The organism is Pontixanthobacter luteolus, assembly GCF_009828095.1.
GTDB classification, from domain to species: Bacteria; Pseudomonadota; Alphaproteobacteria; order Sphingomonadales; family Sphingomonadaceae; genus Pontixanthobacter; species Pontixanthobacter luteolus.
Window position 1 is genome coordinate 1,510,814 of the sequence record NZ_WTYP01000001.1, and the last position, 20,116, is coordinate 1,530,929.

Annotated in this window: 19 protein-coding genes; 12 read left to right on the forward strand and 7 right to left on the reverse strand. The window is 58.9% G+C overall.

Going from position 1 to position 20,116, the window contains the following annotated elements:
* Window positions 1-126: 126 nt before the first annotated feature.
* Genes GRI43_RS07360 through GRI43_RS07375 form a run of 4 tightly spaced genes read right to left on the reverse strand, consistent with a single transcriptional unit; the run spans window position 127 to window position 2,683 of the window.
* On the reverse strand, window positions 127-888 hold the full coding sequence (locus GRI43_RS07360) for a Gldg family protein (RefSeq protein WP_160730355.1): 762 nt from the start codon (window positions 886-888) through the stop codon (window positions 127-129).
* A complete protein-coding gene (locus GRI43_RS07365) occupies window positions 889-1,248 on the reverse strand; it encodes a tumor necrosis factor receptor family protein (protein ID WP_160730356.1) in 360 nt (119 codons plus the stop codon).
* Between the two features lie 46 nt (window positions 1,249-1,294).
* Complete coding sequence (locus GRI43_RS07370) at window positions 1,295-2,305, reverse strand: cysteine synthase A (protein ID WP_160730357.1); 1,011 nt, start codon at window positions 2,303-2,305, stop codon at window positions 1,295-1,297.
* Between the two features lie 60 nt (window positions 2,306-2,365).
* Window positions 2,366-2,683, reverse strand: coding sequence for a 2Fe-2S iron-sulfur cluster-binding protein (locus GRI43_RS07375; RefSeq protein ID WP_160730358.1), 318 nt, complete (start codon window positions 2,681-2,683; stop codon window positions 2,366-2,368).
* 93 nt (window positions 2,684-2,776) lie between these two features.
* Between GRI43_RS07375 and GRI43_RS07380 the strand changes: the two genes are divergently transcribed.
* Window positions 2,777-3,394 carry a DNA-3-methyladenine glycosylase family protein gene (locus GRI43_RS07380; protein WP_160730359.1) on the forward strand — a complete coding sequence of 206 codons (618 nt, stop codon included), beginning with the start codon at window positions 2,777-2,779 and terminating at the stop codon, window positions 3,392-3,394.
* 496 nt (window positions 3,395-3,890) lie between these two features.
* On the opposite strand, the gene GRI43_RS07385 is transcribed toward GRI43_RS07380, so the two are convergent.
* Complete coding sequence (locus tag GRI43_RS07385) at window positions 3,891-4,031, reverse strand: hypothetical protein (protein ID WP_160730360.1); 141 nt, start codon at window positions 4,029-4,031, stop codon at window positions 3,891-3,893.
* Between the two features lie 1,049 nt (window positions 4,032-5,080).
* Between GRI43_RS07385 and GRI43_RS07390 the strand changes: the two genes are divergently transcribed.
* The 3 genes from GRI43_RS07390 to GRI43_RS07400 all read left to right on the forward strand — a co-directional run bounded on the left by GRI43_RS07390 (window position 5,081) and on the right by GRI43_RS07400 (window position 9,093).
* Entirely contained in the window at window positions 5,081-7,156 is a 2,076-nt protein-coding gene (locus GRI43_RS07390) for a S9 family peptidase (protein ID WP_235903632.1), read from the forward strand.
* A 73-nt stretch (window positions 7,157-7,229) separates the two neighbouring features.
* On the forward strand, window positions 7,230-8,036 hold the full coding sequence (locus GRI43_RS07395) for an SDR family oxidoreductase (RefSeq protein WP_160730361.1): 807 nt from the start codon (window positions 7,230-7,232) through the stop codon (window positions 8,034-8,036).
* Window positions 8,037-8,043: 7 nt separating this feature from the next.
* On the forward strand, window positions 8,044-9,093 hold the full coding sequence (locus GRI43_RS07400) for an alpha/beta hydrolase (protein WP_160730362.1): 1,050 nt from the start codon (window positions 8,044-8,046) through the stop codon (window positions 9,091-9,093).
* Here GRI43_RS07400 and GRI43_RS07405 read toward each other — a convergent pair.
* Entirely contained in the window at window positions 9,090-9,380 is a 291-nt protein-coding gene (locus GRI43_RS07405; protein WP_160730363.1) for a 4a-hydroxytetrahydrobiopterin dehydratase, read from the reverse strand. The two genes, GRI43_RS07400 and GRI43_RS07405, sit on opposite strands and share 4 nt — an antisense overlap.
* Window positions 9,381-9,480: 100 nt before the next feature.
* Between GRI43_RS07405 and ccmA the strand changes: the two genes are divergently transcribed.
* Window positions 9,481-10,065 carry a heme ABC exporter ATP-binding protein CcmA gene (gene ccmA / locus GRI43_RS07410; protein WP_160730364.1) on the forward strand — a complete coding sequence of 195 codons (585 nt, stop codon included), beginning with the start codon at window positions 9,481-9,483 and terminating at the stop codon, window positions 10,063-10,065.
* Window positions 10,062-10,715, forward strand: coding sequence for a heme exporter protein CcmB (locus GRI43_RS07415; protein WP_160730365.1), 654 nt, complete (start codon window positions 10,062-10,064; stop codon window positions 10,713-10,715). The genes ccmA and GRI43_RS07415 overlap by 4 nt, the downstream gene beginning before the upstream one ends.
* Here the strand turns inward: GRI43_RS07415 and map are convergent.
* Window positions 10,712-11,539, reverse strand: coding sequence for a type I methionyl aminopeptidase (gene map / locus GRI43_RS07420; protein WP_160730366.1), 828 nt, complete (start codon window positions 11,537-11,539; stop codon window positions 10,712-10,714). The genes GRI43_RS07415 and map overlap by 4 nt on opposite strands.
* Before the next feature lie 72 nt (window positions 11,540-11,611).
* On the opposite strand from map, the gene GRI43_RS07425 reads away from it, so the two are divergent.
* From GRI43_RS07425 to GRI43_RS07450, 6 genes are all read left to right on the forward strand, one after another.
* Window positions 11,612-12,994, forward strand: coding sequence for a leucyl aminopeptidase family protein (locus GRI43_RS07425; protein ID WP_160730367.1), 1,383 nt, complete (start codon window positions 11,612-11,614; stop codon window positions 12,992-12,994).
* Between the two features lie 121 nt (window positions 12,995-13,115).
* Window positions 13,116-13,466 carry an SH3 domain-containing protein gene (locus GRI43_RS07430; protein ID WP_160730368.1) on the forward strand — a complete coding sequence of 117 codons (351 nt, stop codon included), beginning with the start codon at window positions 13,116-13,118 and terminating at the stop codon, window positions 13,464-13,466.
* Window positions 13,463-14,398, forward strand: a complete 936-nt coding sequence (argC, locus tag GRI43_RS07435; RefSeq protein ID WP_160730369.1) for an N-acetyl-gamma-glutamyl-phosphate reductase — start codon at window positions 13,463-13,465, stop codon at window positions 14,396-14,398. The genes GRI43_RS07430 and argC overlap by 4 nt, the downstream gene beginning before the upstream one ends.
* Before the next feature lie 269 nt (window positions 14,399-14,667).
* A complete protein-coding gene (locus GRI43_RS07440; RefSeq protein ID WP_160730370.1) occupies window positions 14,668-15,006 on the forward strand; it encodes a P-II family nitrogen regulator in 339 nt (112 codons plus the stop codon).
* Window positions 15,007-15,091: 85 nt separating this feature from the next.
* The gene (gene glnA, locus GRI43_RS07445; RefSeq protein WP_160730371.1) at window positions 15,092-16,501 is read left to right on the forward strand and encodes a type I glutamate--ammonia ligase; all 1,410 of its coding nucleotides are present in this window, start codon (window positions 15,092-15,094) and stop codon (window positions 16,499-16,501) included.
* Window positions 16,502-16,670: 169 nt separating this feature from the next.
* Window positions 16,671-20,090 (forward strand): autotransporter domain-containing protein, encoded by a 3,420-nt coding sequence (locus GRI43_RS07450; protein WP_160730372.1) that lies wholly within the window; start codon window positions 16,671-16,673, stop codon window positions 20,088-20,090.
* The last annotated feature ends 26 nt before the right edge of the window (window positions 20,091-20,116 follow it).

Genomic DNA, 20,116 nt, shown 5'->3' on the forward strand with positions numbered 1-20,116 from the left:
CTAAATATCCTTAACCCTAAGCCTGATATTCGCATAAAAAGCCTTGATAACAACACGCCTCCCGCGAAATCCCCGTCGATCCCGGGGCGCGACTCCGCTCCATCCCGTGAAATCCCCGAACGGCGTTCAGTCACGACCGAATGTCCGCTGGAGCATACTGCCGAGCGCCTCTATCCGCGCCTCGTCCGCCAATTCAGTATCGAGAATTGCTGCATCCGCGATGACTGTCGCGCGCCCTTCCCCGACCTGGCATTGCGCCACCAGACCCGCCGCCTGAATTTCGCAATCCGCAAATTCGCTGCCATGCGCAGCAAGCACGCCAGGCGCTTCGACCGGGATGGCAACGCTGCTCCACAGCGCTTCTCCCGAAGTGTCCGGCCCTACCCTGAGCTCAAGCCCCCACCGAGAGAGGATTGGCCCCAGCATCGCGATATCCTGAGGCCGCCTCTTGTCGCCAAGCCCGAATTGCGAGTGCTGGGTCAGAACCGGATCGGCAAATATCAGCACCTGACCGCCTGCCTTCACCCATTCATCCAAAGCAACGTAGTCGGCTGGCGGTAATGGAGCCGGTTGAGCCAGGATGAGATAATCTACTGCCGATAATGCAGCTGAAGGCGTTACCGCGCCCTGTCCGGCTAAAGTGTCGAGCGGCGTCAGTTCGTATCGCTCTTCCAGCAATCGCCTGACCCAAGGCGCTTCTGCATCGGGGGAAATCGCAGCTGAGATGTCTGATTGACTGGGCCAGTAGATTGGCAGGGACGTCATCAGGCCCAACGCTGGCATTTGCGGTGCCTGCACTACCTCTTCCGCCTGATCAGCGCACGCAGAGCTGGCAAGCACCAACAACGCAGCGCAGATGCAAGCCGCAACCGATCTTGCGGTGCCCATTTATTCGGTTTCTGAGCTCAGGCCCTGCTCAGGCAGGATCGCCGATTCCTGAGTTGGAGCTGCGGTCGGTTCCGCAGGCAGATCCGGCACCACACCGGCTTCTGCCAGCGGATCGCTCTGGACCGATGCGCTCGGCAATGGTGCGGTGGTCGCGGCAGCTTCCGGCACGCTTTCGGCATCCGCCTGGTCCGCCCGGTCGCGAATGACGTCTGCGAGCGCGACAAGCATGATCATCACGATAATACCGCTGATTCCGATCTGGAGACGTTGCAACGCTTGCGACCGGGTTCCGCCCAGCGGCGTTTGCCCGACGGCATCGGCCGGCCCATGCATGATGCGTTCAAAAAAACGATTTGCCATTTCTGGAATCTAGACCGTCCCGGCACGCGCGCCAAGAGCTAATGGGTCAGTCGCGCAGCCATTCGAAAACCGGCAGGCCTTTTGCTTCCAGCCAGTCGGCATTGTAAATCGTGGACAGATAGCGGAACCCGGTGTCGCATAGGATCGTCGCTACACGCGGCTTTTCCCGCCCTTCTTCGACCAATTGGCGGCCCAGCGCGATTGCCCCGGCAACATTGATGCCGGAAGAAAGGCCGAGGCACAGCCCCTCTTCACGCAGCAACCGCGCAACCCAGTCCAGGCCTTCCTCGTCGGAAATCCGGAACTGTGTATCGATCGGCGCACCTTCCAGATTGGCGGTGATGCGGCCCTGTCCGATACCCTCCGCTACGGAGCTGCCTTCGGCCTTGAGCTCGCCTTCGGCAAAATAGCTGTAAAGCGCCGCGCCGTGCGGGTCGGTCAGGGCGATCCGGATGTCTTCGTCGAACGCCTTCAGCCCAAGGCCGACACCGGCAATCGTTCCGCCCGTCCCGGCAGCGCAGGTGAAGCCGTCAATCCGTCCCTCCATCTGCTCCCACAATTCGGCAGCGGTAGTTTCGATGTGGACCTTGCGATTAGCCGTATTGTCGAACTGGTTGGCCCAGATCGCCCCATCGGTTTCTTCAGCCAGCCGGCGCGATGTGTGGACGAAATGATTGCAATCAGAAAACTTGGTCGGCGGAACGGTGACCAGCTGCGCGCCAAGCGCCCGCAGCGTATCCATCTTTTCCTTCGACTGGTTGTCCGGCATCACGATGATGGTTTTGTAGCCCAGCGCATTCGCCACCAAAGCGATACCAATACCGGTGTTTCCGGCTGTCCCTTCAACGATGGTACCGCCGGGCTTCAGATCGCCGCGCGCCTCTGCATCGCGAATTATTCCCAGCGCCGCCCGATCTTTCACCGAAGCGCCAGGGTTCGCAAATTCGCATTTGCCGTATATTTCGCAGCCCGCCGCCTCGCTCGGTCCCTGCAACAGGACGAGCGGCGTGTTGCCGATCAGTTCAAGCGTATCATCGCGCAATTGTGGTGCTGTCATGAGCCTGAACTAGGAAGCTGCGCCGCCAAGAGCAATGCAATTGCTCTTTCAGCGTTAAAATCAATCTTCAGGTGCGATGGTGACTTTGAGACCGTCGAGATCGCTGGTGAAAGGCACCTGGCATGACAGGCGCGAATTCTGCGCGCGGTGGTCAGAGCTTTCCAACAGGTCGTCTTCGTCTTCCGACATTTCAGGCAGCTTGTCGGAGAATGCCGGGTCGACCAGCACGTGACAGGTCGCGCACGAACAGCAGCCGCCGCACAGCGCCAGCAATTCATCGAAACCGTTGTCCCGGATTGCTTCCATAACGGTCAGGCCGTCTTCGACTTCAACGGTCGATTCTTCACCGGCACGGTTGACGACAATCAGCTTGGGCATGATGAGCAGGCTCCATAAAAGGTCGGCCGGATTGGCCGTTCGGCGTGGCTGCTAAAAGAGCCCTCGCCGATTTGCAAGGCAGGAGGACACACTATGGGCTTGTCGAAAGACCAAATCAGGCAGGGCGTGGACCATGCGGCGGCGGTCGAACCTGCGTTTGCGGCTGCGCTGGACGCCGCAGGTTATCCCGAACCGCGCATCCGCCCGACCGGCTATCGCACCTTGCTGCGCACGATTGTGGGGCAGCAGGTCAGCGTGGCGGCAGCCGCATCTGTGTGGAACAAGCTGGAGGTTGAGCTGGGCGAAGATATCGCCCCGGACGAATTGCTCGCCCGGGATTTCGACACGCTACGGGCCTGCGGATTATCGCGCCAGAAACAGGGCTATGCCCGGTCGCTCTGCGAACTGGTGGTCAGTGAAGAACTCGATCTAAGCGAACTTCCGGCAGACGACGAAGAAGCCATCACGGAACTGACCAGGATCAAGGGCATCGGGCGGTGGTCAGCGGAAATCTACCTCCTTTTCGCGGAGGGCCGCCCCGATATCTGGCCTGCGGGCGACCTTGCCGTGCAAGTGGCCCTGCATAAAATCCTGAGCCTGCCCGCACGCCCGAGTGAGAAGGAGGCACGCGAATTGGCGCAGCCGTACAGCCCGCACCGCGGCGCGCTGGCGATTTTTTCATGGCATTGTTACGATAACCCCGCCCTTTAGGCAGGGGTATTGTGCGTCAGGAAGGCGTGTAAAAGGGGCCAACCTCAGATGGCCGCACATCTGCGCCGCCACGAGTTTTGTTTACGCCGGCGACGATTTCAACACTCGGTTTGCTCCAACGCTTGGCCTGCGCTGCATCGCTTTTGCTACGATCAAACTTACTCACGACCCATCCCCCAAAACTGCTTAGCGAATCAGAGACCCCAAAAGTGGCTAGATCGCAAGCAGAACATTTGAGTGACATGCTCTCCGGCGATAACGATCATTGAGCCAGCTGTCGGCAAACAGTCCACCAACGGGCGGGCGACAAGGCACAGATCCGGACTGCCGGGGATCGCCATATTCTTTCCGTAAAACAAAACGCGCCGCACCCAGATCAGCGATCATCAGTGCGGCGCGCTAGCGCATTCTCAATTATGCTGCTTCGCCTGGAACCGTCATTGCCCCCTTATCAGGGCGCGGCATCAACAAACGCAAACCTTATAAGGCGCAAACCTCATGAAGGATTGTAGAAAGCATCCTCAATCGTGCGGCGAACCGCGCCGCCCATGGTCCGCTTAAGCGGTGTAATCGATTTTACCTGCGGTTTCGACCAGGACTTAGCCTGAACTTGATCGGATTTCGTATCTTTGGACATAAATACCTCTTTAAAACTGCGAATATTTTTTCTTACGATACGACCTTAAAGCCTTGATAGCATTCGAACTACCATAATTGCAAGTGGGCGCGACTATTCCCGCGAACTGGGCAAAGACCGGCAGGGCTGACAGACTTTACGAGAATATAACGCGCCCTGACGGCAAACAGTCCACCAACGGGCGGGCGACAAGGCACAGATCCGGACTGCCGAGGATCGCCATATTCTTTCCGTAAAACAAAACGCGCCGCACCCAGATCAGCGATCATCAGTGCGGCGCGCTAGCGCATTCTCAATTATGCTGCTTCGCCTGGAACCGTCATCGCCCCTGTATCAGGGCGCGGCATCAGCAAACGTAAACCTTATAAGGCGCAAACCTCATGAGGGATTGTAGAAAGTATCCTCAATCGTGCGACCACCAGTTGGACCGCCCATAGTCCGCTTAAGCGGTGTGATCGATTTTACCTGCGGTTTCGACCAAGACTTGGCCTGAACCTGATTCAATTTCGTATCTTTGGACATAAATACCCCGTTAAAATTGCAAAGATTTGTTCTTACGATACGACCTTAAGGCCTTGTTAGCATTGCAACTGCCGGGTTTGCAAGGGGGCCAGGCTATACCCACACACCCGGTCACGACCTTTTACGGCGCGCACACCCTACGCTGACCGATGGTACCCATTCGCGGAATGGACGACCACAGCATGCAAAACGAAGGCAGCCTTACGACGGATTGTAGAAAACAGATTCCGGCCGGGCCGCGTTGGATAGGAAACCCCCACGAGTTTGCCCGACTGAGGCAACTGTCCGCACCGTAGGTTTGGACCATTGTGCCGATGGAATGTTTTTCTGTGGCTCGGTCTTCGTCATTGGATTCCCCCTTATCCGTGAAGCTGAAGATGCCCCATTAACCCAAGCGATATGCAATTCATAACGATATTGACAGCTCGAGCATTTCGCCCGCCCAATTCGTTGGTTTGTCGAATAGTCATAATCCGGCCATGGCCTTTGCCTATCCTCTTCCTATGTTGCCTGAAGGGAGAGTTGTCATGAAATTCAGATCACTATCCAGGAATTTGTTCGCCGGCTGCGCATTCGCGGCATTGGCGATATCCCTGCCCGGCAGTGCTGCGGCAGACCATCATGCGGAGACGACATCAGGAATGAATACACCAGCACAAGCCGCCCCGTTGATCCCGCGCGAGGATTTGTTCGGCAACCCCACGCGCGCATCCGGCCAATTGAGCCCCGATGGCCAATGGCTGAGCTGGCTCGCGCCCAAAGACGGCGTGCTGAATGTGTGGATTGCACCGGCATCCGATCCCGCCGCTGCCAAAGTGATGACCAGCGCCGCCGACAGGCCGATCAGGCAGTATTTCTGGGCCCCGGATTCGCGCAGCCTGCTGTATATTCAGGATAAGGGCGGCGATGAGAACTTCCTGCTTTACGGGATCGACGTGGCGAGCGGCAAGGAACGCACGCTGACCCCCTTTGAAGAAACCCGGGTTCAGGTTTTCGGAACCTCCGAAACAATCCGCGACAAGATGCTGGTCGGCCTGAACAACCGCGATGCGAGGTTCCATGATCCCTATCTGCTGGACCTTAACACCGGCGAATTGACGCTGGTGCTGGAAAATAACGGTTATGCCGGTTTCCTCGCGGATGATAATCTTGACCTGCGGATGGCCGTGCGGCCCAACGCATCGGGGGGTATGGATTTCTTCCCTGTCACAAATGGCGAGATTGCCGCCGAGCCAAGCGAAAGTTCCGGTCTGGCGGATTCGCTGACCACACAGCCCGCCGGCTTCACCACCGATGGCAAGACTATGTACTGGATCGACAGCCGCGGCCGAAACACCGCCGCGCTGATCGCCCAGGATATGGCAACCGGCGAAAAGACCGTAATTGCAGAGAATGAAAAGGCCGACATTGGCGGCGCGATGCAGGACCCCAAGACTGGCGAGATCGAGGCTTACAGCTTCACCTATCTCACCACCGAATGGACCGCGATCGACCAGGACGTGAAGTCTTCGCTCGATTGGCTGGGCGAGCGGCTGGAGGGCGAATTTGGCGTCCAGTCGCGGACGGAGGACGACACGAAGTGGATCGTCTGGAACGACCCGCTGACCGCACCCAGCAAAACGTTCATTTATGACCGCCCTGCAAAGACGCTGACGGAATTCTACACCACCCGGCCCGAACTGGTCGGGGCGCCGCTGCAGACGATGCACACGCTGGAACTGAAATCGCGCGACGGGTTGACGCTGCCTTCCTACCTCACCCTGCCGCCAGGCAGCGATAGCGATGGCGACGGGGTTCCCGATGCGGCCGTTCCGATGATCCTGCTGGTTCATGGCGGCCCCTGGGCACGCGACGGTTTCGGGTACAATTCATACCATCAATGGCTGGCCAATCGCGGTTATGCCGTGATGAGCGTCAACTTCCGCGGCTCCACCGGTTTCGGCAAGGATTTCATATCTGCCGGCGACCTGGAATGGGGCAAGAAAATGCACGATGACCTGATCGACGCGGTCGATTGGGCGATCGATAACGGAGTGACCCGTGCAGATCAGGTAGCGATCATGGGCGGCTCCTATGGCGGCTATGCAACGCTCGCGGGGCTGACGTTCACGCCCGACAAATTCGCCTGCGGTGTCGATATCGTCGGCCCGTCCAACCTCGAAACCCTGCTGGAGACCATCCCGCCATATTGGGAACCGCTGATTGCTCAGTTCCACGAACGCATGGGCAATCCCAACACGCCGGAAGGGCTCGCAATGTTGAAAGAGCGCAGCCCGCTCTATTCGGCAGACAAGATCGTAAAACCGCTCCTGATCGGTCAGGGTGCCAACGATCCCAGGGTGAAACAGGCGGAAAGCGACCAGATTGTCGGCGCAATGAAGGAACACGGCATTCCCGTGACCTATGTGCTGTATCCCGACGAAGGACACGGTTTCGCGAAGCCAAACAACAACATCGCCTTCAACGCAGTGACAGAGAATTTCCTCGCCACCTGCCTTGGCGGGCGCGCTGAACCGATTGGCGACACGGTGAGCGGATCGACCGCTGAAATCATCGAGGGCGCAGAACATGTGAAGGGCCTTGAAGAAGCCCTCGGCGGGTAAATTTGCCGCCGCTGCTGACAAACGAGCCGCGCGGGGTTAGGTCCCCGGGCGGCTTATTTGTTGGGAGAGCATTGTGAGCGAGCGGAAAGCTATTTTCATTACAGGCGGCGGGTCGGGCATCGGCCGCGCTATCGCGCAATATTTCGGCGAGCGCGGCTGGTTCATCGGCCTTGCCGATATCGACGCGGAAGGGATGAAAGGCACCGAAGCTTTGCTGCCCGGCGGTTATTCCTACAGCCGTGTGCTCGACGTTCGCGAGCGGGATGCGTGGGATACCGCGCTGGAAGCATTCTCTGTCGCTGCCGGAGGGCGGATCGACGTGGTCGCCAACAATGCCGGGATCCCGATCGGCGGCTCGTTGATCGAAAACAGCACCGATGAAATCGAACGCTGCCTGGATATCAATCTGAAAGGCGTGCTGTTTGGCGCGCAGGCAGCCTATCCGCATCTGAAGAAAACCGCGCCGGGCAGCTGCTTGCTGAACACCGCAAGTGCAGCCGGTGTCTACGGCACACCGGGCGCATCGGTTTACAGCGCGACAAAGTTCGGCGTGCGCGGCATCACTGAAAGCCTGGACGGTGAATGGGCGGACGATGGCATTAATGTGCGGTCGCTGTGCCCCAGCTTCATCGACACGCCGTTGCTCGACAAGACCCCCAACCACGGGGCGAACGAGGCCATTCGTGCCCGCGTGACCGATGCCGGTCTTGAAATTACTCCGGTTGAAGAAGTCGCGAAAGCTGCATGGGACGCCGTGCATAGCGACAAATTGCACACGCTGGTTGGCAAGACCGCAAAGCAGATTGGCTTTGCTGCTCGCTGGATGCCGGGCCGGGTGCGCAAACAGACACGTTCATCCTTCCGCCCCCTTGGCAAATAGGCTCCGTATGAAATTTCCAATGATTGCGTGCGCCGCCGCGCTTGCACTGCTGCCGCACAATATTGCCGCCCAGCCTGCTGGCGGTGAACCGGTTTCGATCGGCATGACCTATTCCATTCCGGCGACAGCATTCGAGGGCGAGCGGCGCTTGACCGTGCGTCTGCCAGCCGGATACGTCGAACAGCCCGAAAAACAATTTCCCGTGGTCTATGTGATCGATGGCGGTCCGGAGCAGGATTTCCCGCATATCGCCGGGATTGCACAGAGCCGCGACATGAATTGGAGCTTTGGCCGGTTCATTCTGGTCGGGATCGAGACAGTGAACCGCCGGGCGGAAATTTCGCCCCCGGTTCGGCCAGAGGCGCTGGCAGAATATGAAGAAAGTCTCGGTGCCAAGCCGGGCGGGTCGGAGAATTTTCGGCGCTTCATTGCTAAGGATGTAAAACCCTGGGTGGAGGCCAATTTCCGCACCGACGGTCATAACGCCGTCATGGGGGAATCGCTGGCCGGGCTGTTCATCATGGAAACACTGATGAAACAGCCTGACCTGTTCGACGACTGGATCGCCGTCTCGCCTTCCATGTGGTTCGATGACATGAAACTGGCGCGCGAGGCCGCATCAATGATGCCGGCTGCCGCTGGCGGCAAGGAACGGATTTACCTGACGCTTGCCAATGAAGGCTACCGGCACGAGGAAGGTGTCGAACGACTGGTCGATGCGTTTCGCAGCAGTGCGCCAGCCGATTGGAAATGGGCCTATGTCCCGCTGAACGACAGTGAAACCCACGGCACAATCTATCACACCGCTGCGCTCGATGCGTTTCGCCTGCTCTACGGCGAACCGCACCGCGAATACCGCCCGGCTGGCGAGATGGTGGGCGGGACAGCCGATCCCCGCACCGATGCCGAACAGGCCATCCTGGATACAGAATGCGGTGCCGACAACACCCTCAGCACCACCCCCGGGGCCGCGGCCATGGGACGCGGCCGGCTATTTTACCGCTGCCTCAGCCTCGACCTTGGCCCGCGCGCGCGCGAAGGCACGCTGATACCCTAGAGCAATTCCTCGATTGCCTTGGCCAGTTTGATATCGCGCTGCGACAATCCGTCCGCATCGTGCGTGGTCAGGGTGATTTCGACGCGGTTATAGACGTTAAACCATTCCGGGTGGTGATCCTGTTTCTCAGCCAGGATCGCCACACTGGTCATGAAACCAAATGCTTCGACGAAGTTCGCGAATTTGAAGGTCCGCTCGATCGCGGCACCATCCCGGCCCAGCGTCCAGCCATCCAGCTGGATCAAAGCATCATCGCGCTCTGCTTCGGTTAGTTTTGCGACACTCATGTAATTCTCCGTGATTGTGCTCTGCGGACTGGCCGCGCGGCGAACCGCCACGCATGGTGGCGCTTGTTACCGGCCAGCCTTTCCCCTATCGGGCAGCGCCATGCAAGCCTGCAGCCTATCCGCATCCGAACTTGCCTGCCGGCGCGGAGATCGTGTGCTTTTTCGCGATCTGGGATTGGCCATGGACGGCGGGTCTGCTTTGCACATCACCGGCTCCAACGGCATCGGCAAGTCCAGCCTCATGCGGATTCTGGCCGGATTGCTGCGCCCCTATTCGGGATCGGTCCAGCGAACTGGAACGGTGGCCCTCCTCGACGAAAACCCCGCGCTCGATCCGCAATTGCCACTTGGCAAGGCACTGCAATTCTGGGGCCGGGTCGACCGGTGTGATGATGCCGGAGAAATCGCCTCCGTCCTCGACATGGACAGCTTGCTGGATGTGCCCTTCCGCTATCTTTCGACCGGTCAAAGGAAACGTGCCGCATTTGCGAGATTGGTCAACCAAGGCGCGCCGATATGGCTGCTCGACGAACCGCTTAACGGTTTGGACGCAGAGGCGCGCAAACGCATCACTGCGCTGATCAAATTGCATTGCAGCGATGGCGGTATTTGCGTGATCGCGTCCCATCAGGCGATGGATTTGCCCGATTGCGAGACGCTGCCGCTAGAGGAGTATGCCCTGTGATTTGGCAGCTTCTGCGGCGCGATTTGGGTCTGTTGCTGCCCGGCGGAAAAAGCGGGGGCACGTTGCTGCCGCTGCTGTTTTTCCTGGCCGTTGCGATGCTCTATCCCTTCGCGGTCGGCCCCGATGCACCGCTGTTGGCGCGAACTGGCGGCGGGGTGATCTGGATTGCCGCATTGCTCGCGTCGATACTGCCGCTGGACAGGCTGATCGCCCCTGATCTCGAACTGGGGGTGTTTGATCAATTGGCCCTGCGGGGCATTTCGGATGAGGCGGTTATCGCTGTCCGCATCACCGCCCACTGGCTCAGTTTTGCACCGCTGCTGCTGTTTTCCGCCCTGCCCGCTGCTGCATTGTTGGGGCTGGAGGATGGCAGCGTTCGGCTGGTGATGCTCGGCCTTCTGGCGGGTACGCCGGGGCTTGCAGCAATCGGCGTGATGATCGCTGCCCTAACCGCAAGCCTCCGCGGGGGTGCTGCGTTGTCGGGCCTGATGCTGATACCACTAGCCGTGCCGATCCTGATTTTCGGTGCGGGCAGTCTTGCACGCGGAGATGCCAGCGGCATCGCGCTATGCGCAGCGATTAGCCTGGTGCTGGTGGCGATTGCCCCGTTCGCTGGCGGCGCGGCGCTCAGGGCCGCGCGCGAAACCTAATCGTAAGGCGGCTGGTGCAGGCCTTTGGGGCTGAGAGTGAAAATCTCGTTGCCCGTTTCAGTGATTGCCAGCGAATGTTCAAACTGCGCCGACAGTGACTTGTCGCGGGTAACTGCGGTCCAGCCATCACTGAGCATTTTGGCCCAAGGCTTGCCGATATTGATCATTGGTTCGATGGTGAAGAACATCCCAGGCTTAAGCTCAGGCCCGGTTCCCGCTTTCGCCGCATGGATCACCTCGGGCGCATCATGAAACAGGCGGCCCAGGCCGTGCCCGCAAAATTCGCGCACCACTCCGTACCGGTGTTTTTGCGCATGCTCTAGAATGGCCGCACCAATATCACCCAACCTGTTGCCGGGTTTCGCCTGATCGATCCCGAGCATCAGGCATTCATAGGTTACATCGACCAGCCGCCGCGCTTTCAGCGGAACATCGCCAACAAAATACATGCGGCTGGTGTCGCCATGCCATCCATCCAGCAAGGGCGTAACATCGATATTGACGATGTCGCCGCTCTTGAGCGTTTTTTCGCTCGGGATACCGTGGCAGATGACATGATTGATCGAGATGCAGCAGCTGTGTGTGTAACCGCGATAGCCAAGCGTTGCCGGCACCGATCCGCCGTCGAACATCAGTTCGCGAACCTTGTCGTCAATTTCCGCGGTGGTCACACCGGGCTGAACCATAGGCGCGATTTCATCGAGGATGCTGGCGGCCAGCTGGCCTGCCTTGCGCATACCCTCGAAACCGGCTTGGCCGTGGAGCTTGATAGTGCCGTCGCGTACGACGGTCTCGGTGCCTTCGATTACCTGATATTCGTTCATCTGGCTCACATAGCGATGCCCGCAGCAAATTGCGAGCTTGGAACATGCGCCTCAATCGCTACTTAGTATGGCATGAGCAGAACACATGAATTGATCAAGGCCGACCGCGGCCAAGACGCCATCGCCATCCACCTGGTCAACACAGCCAGCTTCGATGAATTTTCCAAAACGCTCAGTGCGGGGCAGCGATCATCGCTGAAAGCACAGAAATTTAATGGCGGCGGATATCAGGTGGCGATTGTGCCCGATGGCGACAGCTGGTTTGCCGTTGGCGGTGTGGCCGATCCCGCCGACCTGTCCAGTTGGTGCCTCGCCAAACTGGCCGATGTTCTGCCCGAAGGAACTTACCGCCTCAAATCCGGCGATCCCGGTCCGGCGATGCATGGCTGGATTACTGCCCAGTACATATTCGATCGCTACACCGAGGATGAGAACGCGACCGGCCCGCGAGTACTGCTCAGCAAGCAGGCAAAGCACATCGATGCGGCGACCGCTGAGGCAAACGCCGTCAATCTCGTCTGCGATATGGTCAACACCCCGGCCGAAGACATGGGGCCAGCTGCAATCGAGGCCGAGGCCGAACGGATCGCAAAGGATTACAAGGCAGAAATCCGCGTAACCAAGGGCGATGCGCTCGAAACCGATTATCCCATGATCCACGCAGTCGGCCGCGCTGCCGCGCGCCATCATGCGCCGCGCCTGATCCAGATGGAATGGGGCGACGAAAAGGCCCCCCGCGTGGCAATCGTGGGCAAGGGCGTGACGTTTGATTCCGGCGGTCTCGACGTGAAATCCGCGGCCGGCATGAAATTGATGAAGAAAGACATGGGCGGTGCCGCGCACGCGCTCGCCCTAGCCGAACTGATTATGAATGCAGGGCTGAATGTGCGGCTGCACGTGTTGGTCCCGGCGGTCGAAAACGCGATTGCGGGCAACGCTTTCAGGCCCGGCGATGTATTGAACAGCCGCAAGGGGCTGACGGTCGAAATCGGCAATACCGACGCCGAAGGTCGGCTTATTCTGGGCGACGCACTGACCCGTGCCAGCGAAGACAATCCGGAATTGCTGATCGATTTTGCCACGCTGACCGGCGCTGCACGCGTGGCGCTGGGCCCTGACCTCCCCGCACTAATGACCCGCCGCGACGAAACCGCAGCCAAGCTGATCGAAGCAGGCAAGGCGCATGACGATGAGCCGTGGCGCCTTCCGCTGCCCGAAGCCTACGCCGAATGGCTGAATTCGGACATTGCCGATGTGAATAATGCGCACGGTAACGCCTATGCCGGTGCCAGCGTCGCGGGCCTGTTCCTGGACAAATTCGTCGGCGAAGGGATCGAGTGGGCGCATTTCGACACATTCGCGTGGCGTCCCTTCGCAAAACCTGGCCGTCCAAAAGGCGGCGCGGCCTATGGCCTGAGGGCTGCGTTTCACATGCTGCGTCAACGTTACGGCTGATCCGGCTGGGCAATCTTCGCCCATCATGCGTAAACTTGCCGGGAAGCTTATCTGCGTATAAGCGCGCCAATCCGCCTGCAAGCAGGTTGAAGGCGGCTACGATTAGGGGCAGACAGTCAACGTGAGCAGCAAGGCGCAATACGATTTGCCGAAAGGTGATCTGGGATTGAAGGGCCCCGTTGCGCGCCCGAAACCAGGGACGTTGCCCTTGCGCGGCGATCTGGCGCATATTGCGCTCGCAGACCGGTATCTGGTTCCGCATTATGTCGTGCCTCAAATCGGAAAAATCGCTTCTTCCGGGGCGGACCTGAAACTGGCGGCAGATGATGCTTCGGACACCCTGATGCGTCTTGAGGCCGGATCGTATTTCGAAATTCTCGATTTTGCCGGCAATTGGTGCTGGGGCTGCGTTAGTGCAGATGGGCCGAGCGGGTATATCCAGAAGAGCGCGCTCGAAACCGCAGCAGCGTGACCCTGTCTGTCTTCATTGATGGTGCCGCTGGCACCACTGGTCTGGAAATCCGTGACAGGTTGGCAAATCGCGGTGAGTTTTCGCTCATCGTGCTCGGCGACGATCAGCGTAAAGACGCCAATTCGCGCCGCGATGCACTGAATTCTTGCGATATTGCGGTGCTTTGCCTGCCCGATGACGCTGCACGCGAGGCGGTCGGTATGATCGACAACAGCACAACGCGGGTCATCGATGCGTCGACCGCACACCGCGTCGCCAATGGCTGGGCTTATGGATTCCCTGAACTTGTAGGTCAGGCCGCAATCGCCAATGCCCTGCGCGTCGCCAATCCCGGCTGTTATCCCACAGGCTTCCTTGCGATGCTCGCTCCGCTGGTGCGCTCAGGCTTACTGCCGTCCGACTGGCCATGGTCAGTGAACGCTGTTTCCGGATATTCGGGAGGCGGAAATGCGCTTATCGACCGGTTTGAACAGGACCGTTCGATTGCGTGGCGCGGTTATGGCCTTGCCATGGGCCACAAGCATCTGGGCGAAATGCAGCATTATGCGGGTCTGGCCCATGCGCCGATTTTCGCTCCGGCAGTCATCGATGCACATCGCGGCATGTTCGTAGAAATTCCGGTTCCGCTGGCCTGCCTTGAAACCTCGGCCTCACCTGCAGATCTGCACGGCACGCTTTCGCAGCATTACGCCAGTTCTGCCGTGGTGAATGTCGCCCCGTTTGGCATAGAGATCGGTGAATTGTTGCTGCGCAAGGACGCTGCACCGTGGGACGGAATGACGCTGCATGTTTTCGCCGACGCAAACGGCGAACAGGTGCGGCTGATCGCGCAGCTCGACAATCTCGGCAAGGGCGCAAGCGGCGCGGCCGTGCAATCTCTCAATCTGATGGCTGGATTGCCAGAAGAAACCGGCCTTAGCCTGTCTGCCTGAAATTTAGGCACTCCCTGCTTTCGATTCGGGCAGATTCGCCGCACCGGGGCATCTTGCTTTGACTCGCAGCTTTGGCCCTGCTCTAAAAAACCCCGTATTTCCAAGATGTTTTGCGACAAGAAACGCGCATTGCGCCTACGCTCCGCATTTGGCACAGTTCTTGGATAGTCAGGACACGAAGTGTCCGACTAGCCAGTATCGCGCCGCACAGGTCTGCGATGCTGGCAAGTTGCGCAGGGGCAAGGCCCCGGATTTTGAAAGAGGACCGTGTGAAAAAGATCGAAGCGATCATCAAGCCCTTCAAGCTCGACGAAGTGAAGGAGGCGCTGCATGAAATTGGCGTGTCCGGTATTACCGTGACCGAGGCCAAGGGTTTCGGGCGGCAAAAGGGGCACACCGAACTTTACCGCGGCGCTGAATATGTCGTCGACTTTCTGCCCAAGGTGAAGCTGGAAGTTGTGGTGTCCGACACGATTGCCGAACGCGTGATCGAAGCTGTCGCAGCCGCAGCCCAGACCGGACGCATCGGCGACGGCAAGATCTTCGTGACTCCGATCGAAAGCGCGCTGCGCATCCGCACCGGCGAAAAAGACGACGACGCAATCTAGGTTTTTCTGGTTGTGGCCGCACAGGGCGGGCCGCAACCGACAATTCGACCGCCCTTCCCAATCTTTCCGATTAAGAGGAAAATTTATGGCCACCGCAAAAGACATCATCAAGCAGATCAAGGAAAACGACATCGAGTGGGTCGATCTGCGCTTCACCGATCCGAAGGGCAAATGGCAGCACCTTTCGATGGTCGCCAGCGTCATGGGCGAAGACGAGCTCGAAGACGGGCTGATGTTTGATGGTTCCTCAATCGCTGGTTGGAAAGCGATCAACGAATCCGACATGATTCTGAAGCCGGATCTTGATGCGATTTACATGGACCCGTTCAGCGCGACGCCAATGATGATCATCAACTGCGATATCGTCGAACCATCGACCGGCGACCTTTACAGCCGCGATCCCCGTTCGACTGCCAAGCGCGCCGAATCCTATCTGAAATCGACCGGTATCGGCGACACGATCTATGTCGGCCCAGAAGCCGAATTCTTCATGTTCGACGATGTTCGCTTCGAAGACGGCTATGCCGGTTCGGGCTTCATGATCGACGACATCGAACTGCCGACCAATTCAGGCAGGGAATACGAAGCGGGCAACATGGCCCACCGCCCCCGTGAAAAGGGCGGCTATTTCCCGGTCGCTCCGGTCGACAGCTGCATGGACATTCGCGGCGAAATGGTCGCGACCATGCTCGAAATGGGCCTGCCATGCGACAAGCACCATCACGAAGTTGCCGCCGCGCAGCACGAACTGGGCCTGACCTTCGGCACGCTGGTTGAAACGGCCGACCGTATGCAGGTCTACAAATACGTCGTTCATCAGGTGGCGCATGCCTACGGCAAGACCGCCACGTTCATGCCGAAGCCGATCAAGGAAGATAACGGCAGCGGCATGCACACCCACATGTCGATCTGGGAAAATGGCAAACCGACCTTCGCAGGCAACGGCTATGCGGGCCTGAGCGACAACTGCCTGTATTACATTGGCGGCGTGATCAAACATGCCAAGGCACTGAATGCTTTCACCAACCCGACCACCAACAGCTACAAACGCCTGGTCCCCGGGTTCGAGGCACCGGTTCTGCTGGCATACTCGGCTCGTAACCGTTCGGCATCGTGCCGCATTCCTTACGGCGCTGGCGACAAGGCCAAGCGAGTAGAGTTCCGCTTCCCTGACGCGATGGCCAACCCCTACCTCGCCTATTCGGCGCTGCTGATGGCTGGCCTGGACGGGATCCAGAACAAGATCCACCCGGGCGAGGCGATGGACAAGAATCTCTACGACCTTCCCCCGGCTGAATTGTCAGAAGTGCCAACCGTTTGCGCTTCGCTTCGTGAAGCACTGGAAGCGCTCGAGGCGGATCACGATTTCCTGCTGCAGGGCGATGTATTCAGCACGGATCAGATCCTCGCATACACCGAACTGAAATGGGAAGAGGTCAGCCGCTGGGAAACCACGCCGACTTCTGTCGAATTCGATATGTATTACAGCGTCTAACGCGCAACTGCATACTGCGGCAGAATTGCAACAGGCGGCGGCTGGATTCATCCAGTCGCCGCTTTGTCTTTGGCATCACTGAATCAAACGTTAATCTCCTAGAGGTTGCAGATTTATCTGTAAGGCTAAGAAACATCTGGCCGATCAACTTAATCAGGGATCACAACACATGAAGAAGTCTTCCGATCGTACCCGCTTCGGGCGTCTGATGGCTGGGGCCGCGCCTTTTGCGCTTGCGCTCGCAGCAGTCAGTTCGCCCGCCAACGCAATTGTCCCGAACGACAATTTCACTCCTGACGACATCGTCGATGAAGATGATGTCTATGCAGGTGTTGGCCAGTTCTTCCGTAACGATGGTTTCGTTTGCACCGGCACGCTGATCAACCCGCGTACCGTGCTTTTCGCCGCGCACTGCGTCAACGATCGTCCTGAAAGCGATTACGACACGAACGGCATCATCCAGTCGGCATTCTCGTTCAACGTGAACGCCCTTCCTGGCTTCATCGACTGGATCAATAACAACTTCACCAGCAATCCCGATCTTGCGGTCTTCAATGTAAACCGCATCTATTACAATCAGGATTCGCTGGCCAACCCCGAAGCGGTCGGTTTCTTGGAAGCAGACATCGCGCTCGCATCGCTCGACACGCCGGCAGCCAACCTGCCGACCTGGAGCCTGCTGTTCTCGCCGCTTCCGACCCCGGAACAGATCACCGATGCCGACGGCACCGGATATCACGTGGCGATCACCGGCTACGGCCGTTCGGGTTCCGGCACAACCGGCGCTACCGTTGGCATCGATTGGCGCCGTAAGGCAGCCGAGAACATGCTCGGTTCGCTGACTTCGTTCGACGAACGCAACACGTTCCTGTTCGGCGCCCCGTTCGGCAACCTGCCGCAGAGCCTGTATCGTCTCGATTTCGACGATCCGAACAAGACCAACCCGTTCGATTTCAACCTGTACAAGGATGAGCCGCGCGAGCTCGAAGGCACGACCGCTGGCGGTGACTCGGGTGGCCCGCTGATCCTCGATGCAGCCAACAACACGCTTTCAGACGAAGATCTGGTAATCGGCGTTCTGTCTGGCGGTTCGCGCTTCTTTGGCCCGCAAGCTTTCTCCAGCTACGGTACGGAAAGCTTCTACCAGCCGCTGTATCTCTTCTGGGATTACATCGTGGCGACCAACCCGTACCGCTATGTCACCAACAAGGCTGGCGACGGCCGTTGGGCAGACAGCTCGCACTGGGAAACCACCCTTGACCCGATCTATCGTGTCATCGATGCGGACGGCAATGTCGTAAACGGCCTGCCGACCACTCCGGGTGCTGGCATCACCGGCGGTTCGCCAGACTTCGGTGAAGTCTGCTTCGATCCGGAAGGCGACAATCCAGGTGACGGTTGTCAGGATCTGGGCACAGGCGATGACACTCCGCCAGCACGCAGCACCCTTACCGGCGGCGTGGCTTCGGGTATCGGCGTAGTCGATGGTATCGAACTGGCTGGCTTCGACCTCGACGGGGCTGTAACCCGCGATGGGCTGCTCGGTGACGGCCTTGCCCTCGCTGTAGAAGCTCACAACGGTGTCGAACTGGCTGAGGAATCGCCATTCGCTTCGGATGGCGGCTCGCCGGAATTCTCCGATGATCCACTGCCCGCACCGACCATCGACAACGGCCTTCCGGGCGCCACCGGCTTCGTGCCGAACAACGTCGACCCGGTTATTAGCGATGATCCAGATGTCAACGTCGACCCGCGTTACTATGACGTAACCCTTCAGGCGGCTGGCAACACCACCCTGGGCATCGACGTAACGATCGACCGTCTGACCGTCCGCGGCCCTGCGGAACTGACCATCTACGACCAGGGTTCGCTTACCTCGCTGATCGATGTCAGCCAGTTCGGCGGTACGGTCACCGTGAACGGCGCGCTCAACTCCACCGGAGATTACACTCTCTTCGGCGGTCTGCTGGGCGGTCGCGGCACGGTAACTACGCCGTTCCTGACCAACATCATGGGCGCAATCTCGCCCGGCCTGATGGGTCAGATCGGTACCTTCACGGTTGATGGTAACCTGGTTCTGAGCTCCGGCTCGACCCTGCTGATCGACATCAGCGGCAACGGCGCTTCTGACACCGTGGCTGTAACTGGCGAAGCCAGCGTTGGCGGCGTTGTCGCTCTCGGCACCGGCGTCACGCAAGTGGTCAATGGCAATGGTGTTCAGTACACCATTCTGACTGCTGATGGCGGCGGCATCGTCGACACCGATGGCAATCCGATCAACACCTTCGTCGAAGGCACGGTCTCGGCAATCCTCAGCCAGAGCTTCACTTATGAAGAAAACGCTGTGCTGATGGAAATCGAGGCAGGAAACTACGTCGACGTGGTTGACGCAACTGACCCGGTACAGCTGGCATATGCCCAGCTTCTGGATCAGGAACGTTCGAACCCGCTGGCTGGTGATCTTTACGCGCTGGACTTCGCTTCGACTGGCACCATTCAGTCGACGCTCAACGGTCTTGCACCGGTTGGTGAAACTGCCATCCGCACCCTGACTGCACAGAGCTATACCCAGCTGATGAACTTCAACGCTGGCCGTATGGCTACCTCCAGCCGCGCAAGCACTGGTGGTACGGTTGCAACCCTCGGCAATCCGCTCGGCACCGCCGAAGCCGGCCTTGCACGGGCTTACGCACCGAACGCGCTGTCAGAAATGGGACTTTCCGACCATGACGACATGGACGTGGAAGTAGGCGCGGTTCCGGACAGCATGGCTGTGTTCTTCGCAGGCGGCTTCATCAACGGTGAAGGCGACTCGATGCCGGGCTTCCAGAACGTTCAGACCGACTTCGACGGATATTTCCTCGCTGGCGGTGTTGAATTCTTCCCGAGCGACAACACCATGATCGGTGCTTCGGTTTACCACTCGAACCTCGATGCGGACGTTACCCTTGGTGGCACCGCTGATAGCGAATTGTGGGCCGGTTCGTTCTACGGAAGTGCAAAGACAGGCGCAGGCCTGGTCTTCGAAGGTCAGTTCAGCTTCTCGAACTACAATACGAAGACAGCACGGACTGTGGACTTCCTTGGCACGCCGCAGACACTTGTCAGCAACGGCACCAATGGCGGTATCACTGCAGGCCTCGGCGTCTCTTATGACATCGACATGGGCGGCCTCACCGTGGCACCGGGCGTTGAAACCCGTTACACCAAGGTTTCTTTCGACCGCATCTCCGAGCAAGGTGGCTTCGCAGCGCTTAGCATCGACCGCGAGAATTTCGAAAGCTTCCAGGGTCGTGCAGGACTTGAGTTGAGCACCAGCGAAGACAGCGCCTTCCAGCTTCGCGCAAATGCCGATTATGTGCATGAGTTCGAAGACGGTCCGCAGCTGTTCACGGCCAACTTCGTCAATGGCGTTGGTCCGGGTGTACCGTTTGCTTACGACGTGACCGATGAAGACTGGTTCGAAGTTGGCGCATCGGCCAGCTTTGGCAACGGTCCGATCCGTCTCGGCGTTGGTGTCGACACCACGATTGGACGCGATAACGCTGAAGCTCAGACCTACAGCGCAAGCGCGACAATCCGCTTCTAATATCGATCACTGCCGTAAGGCAGTGC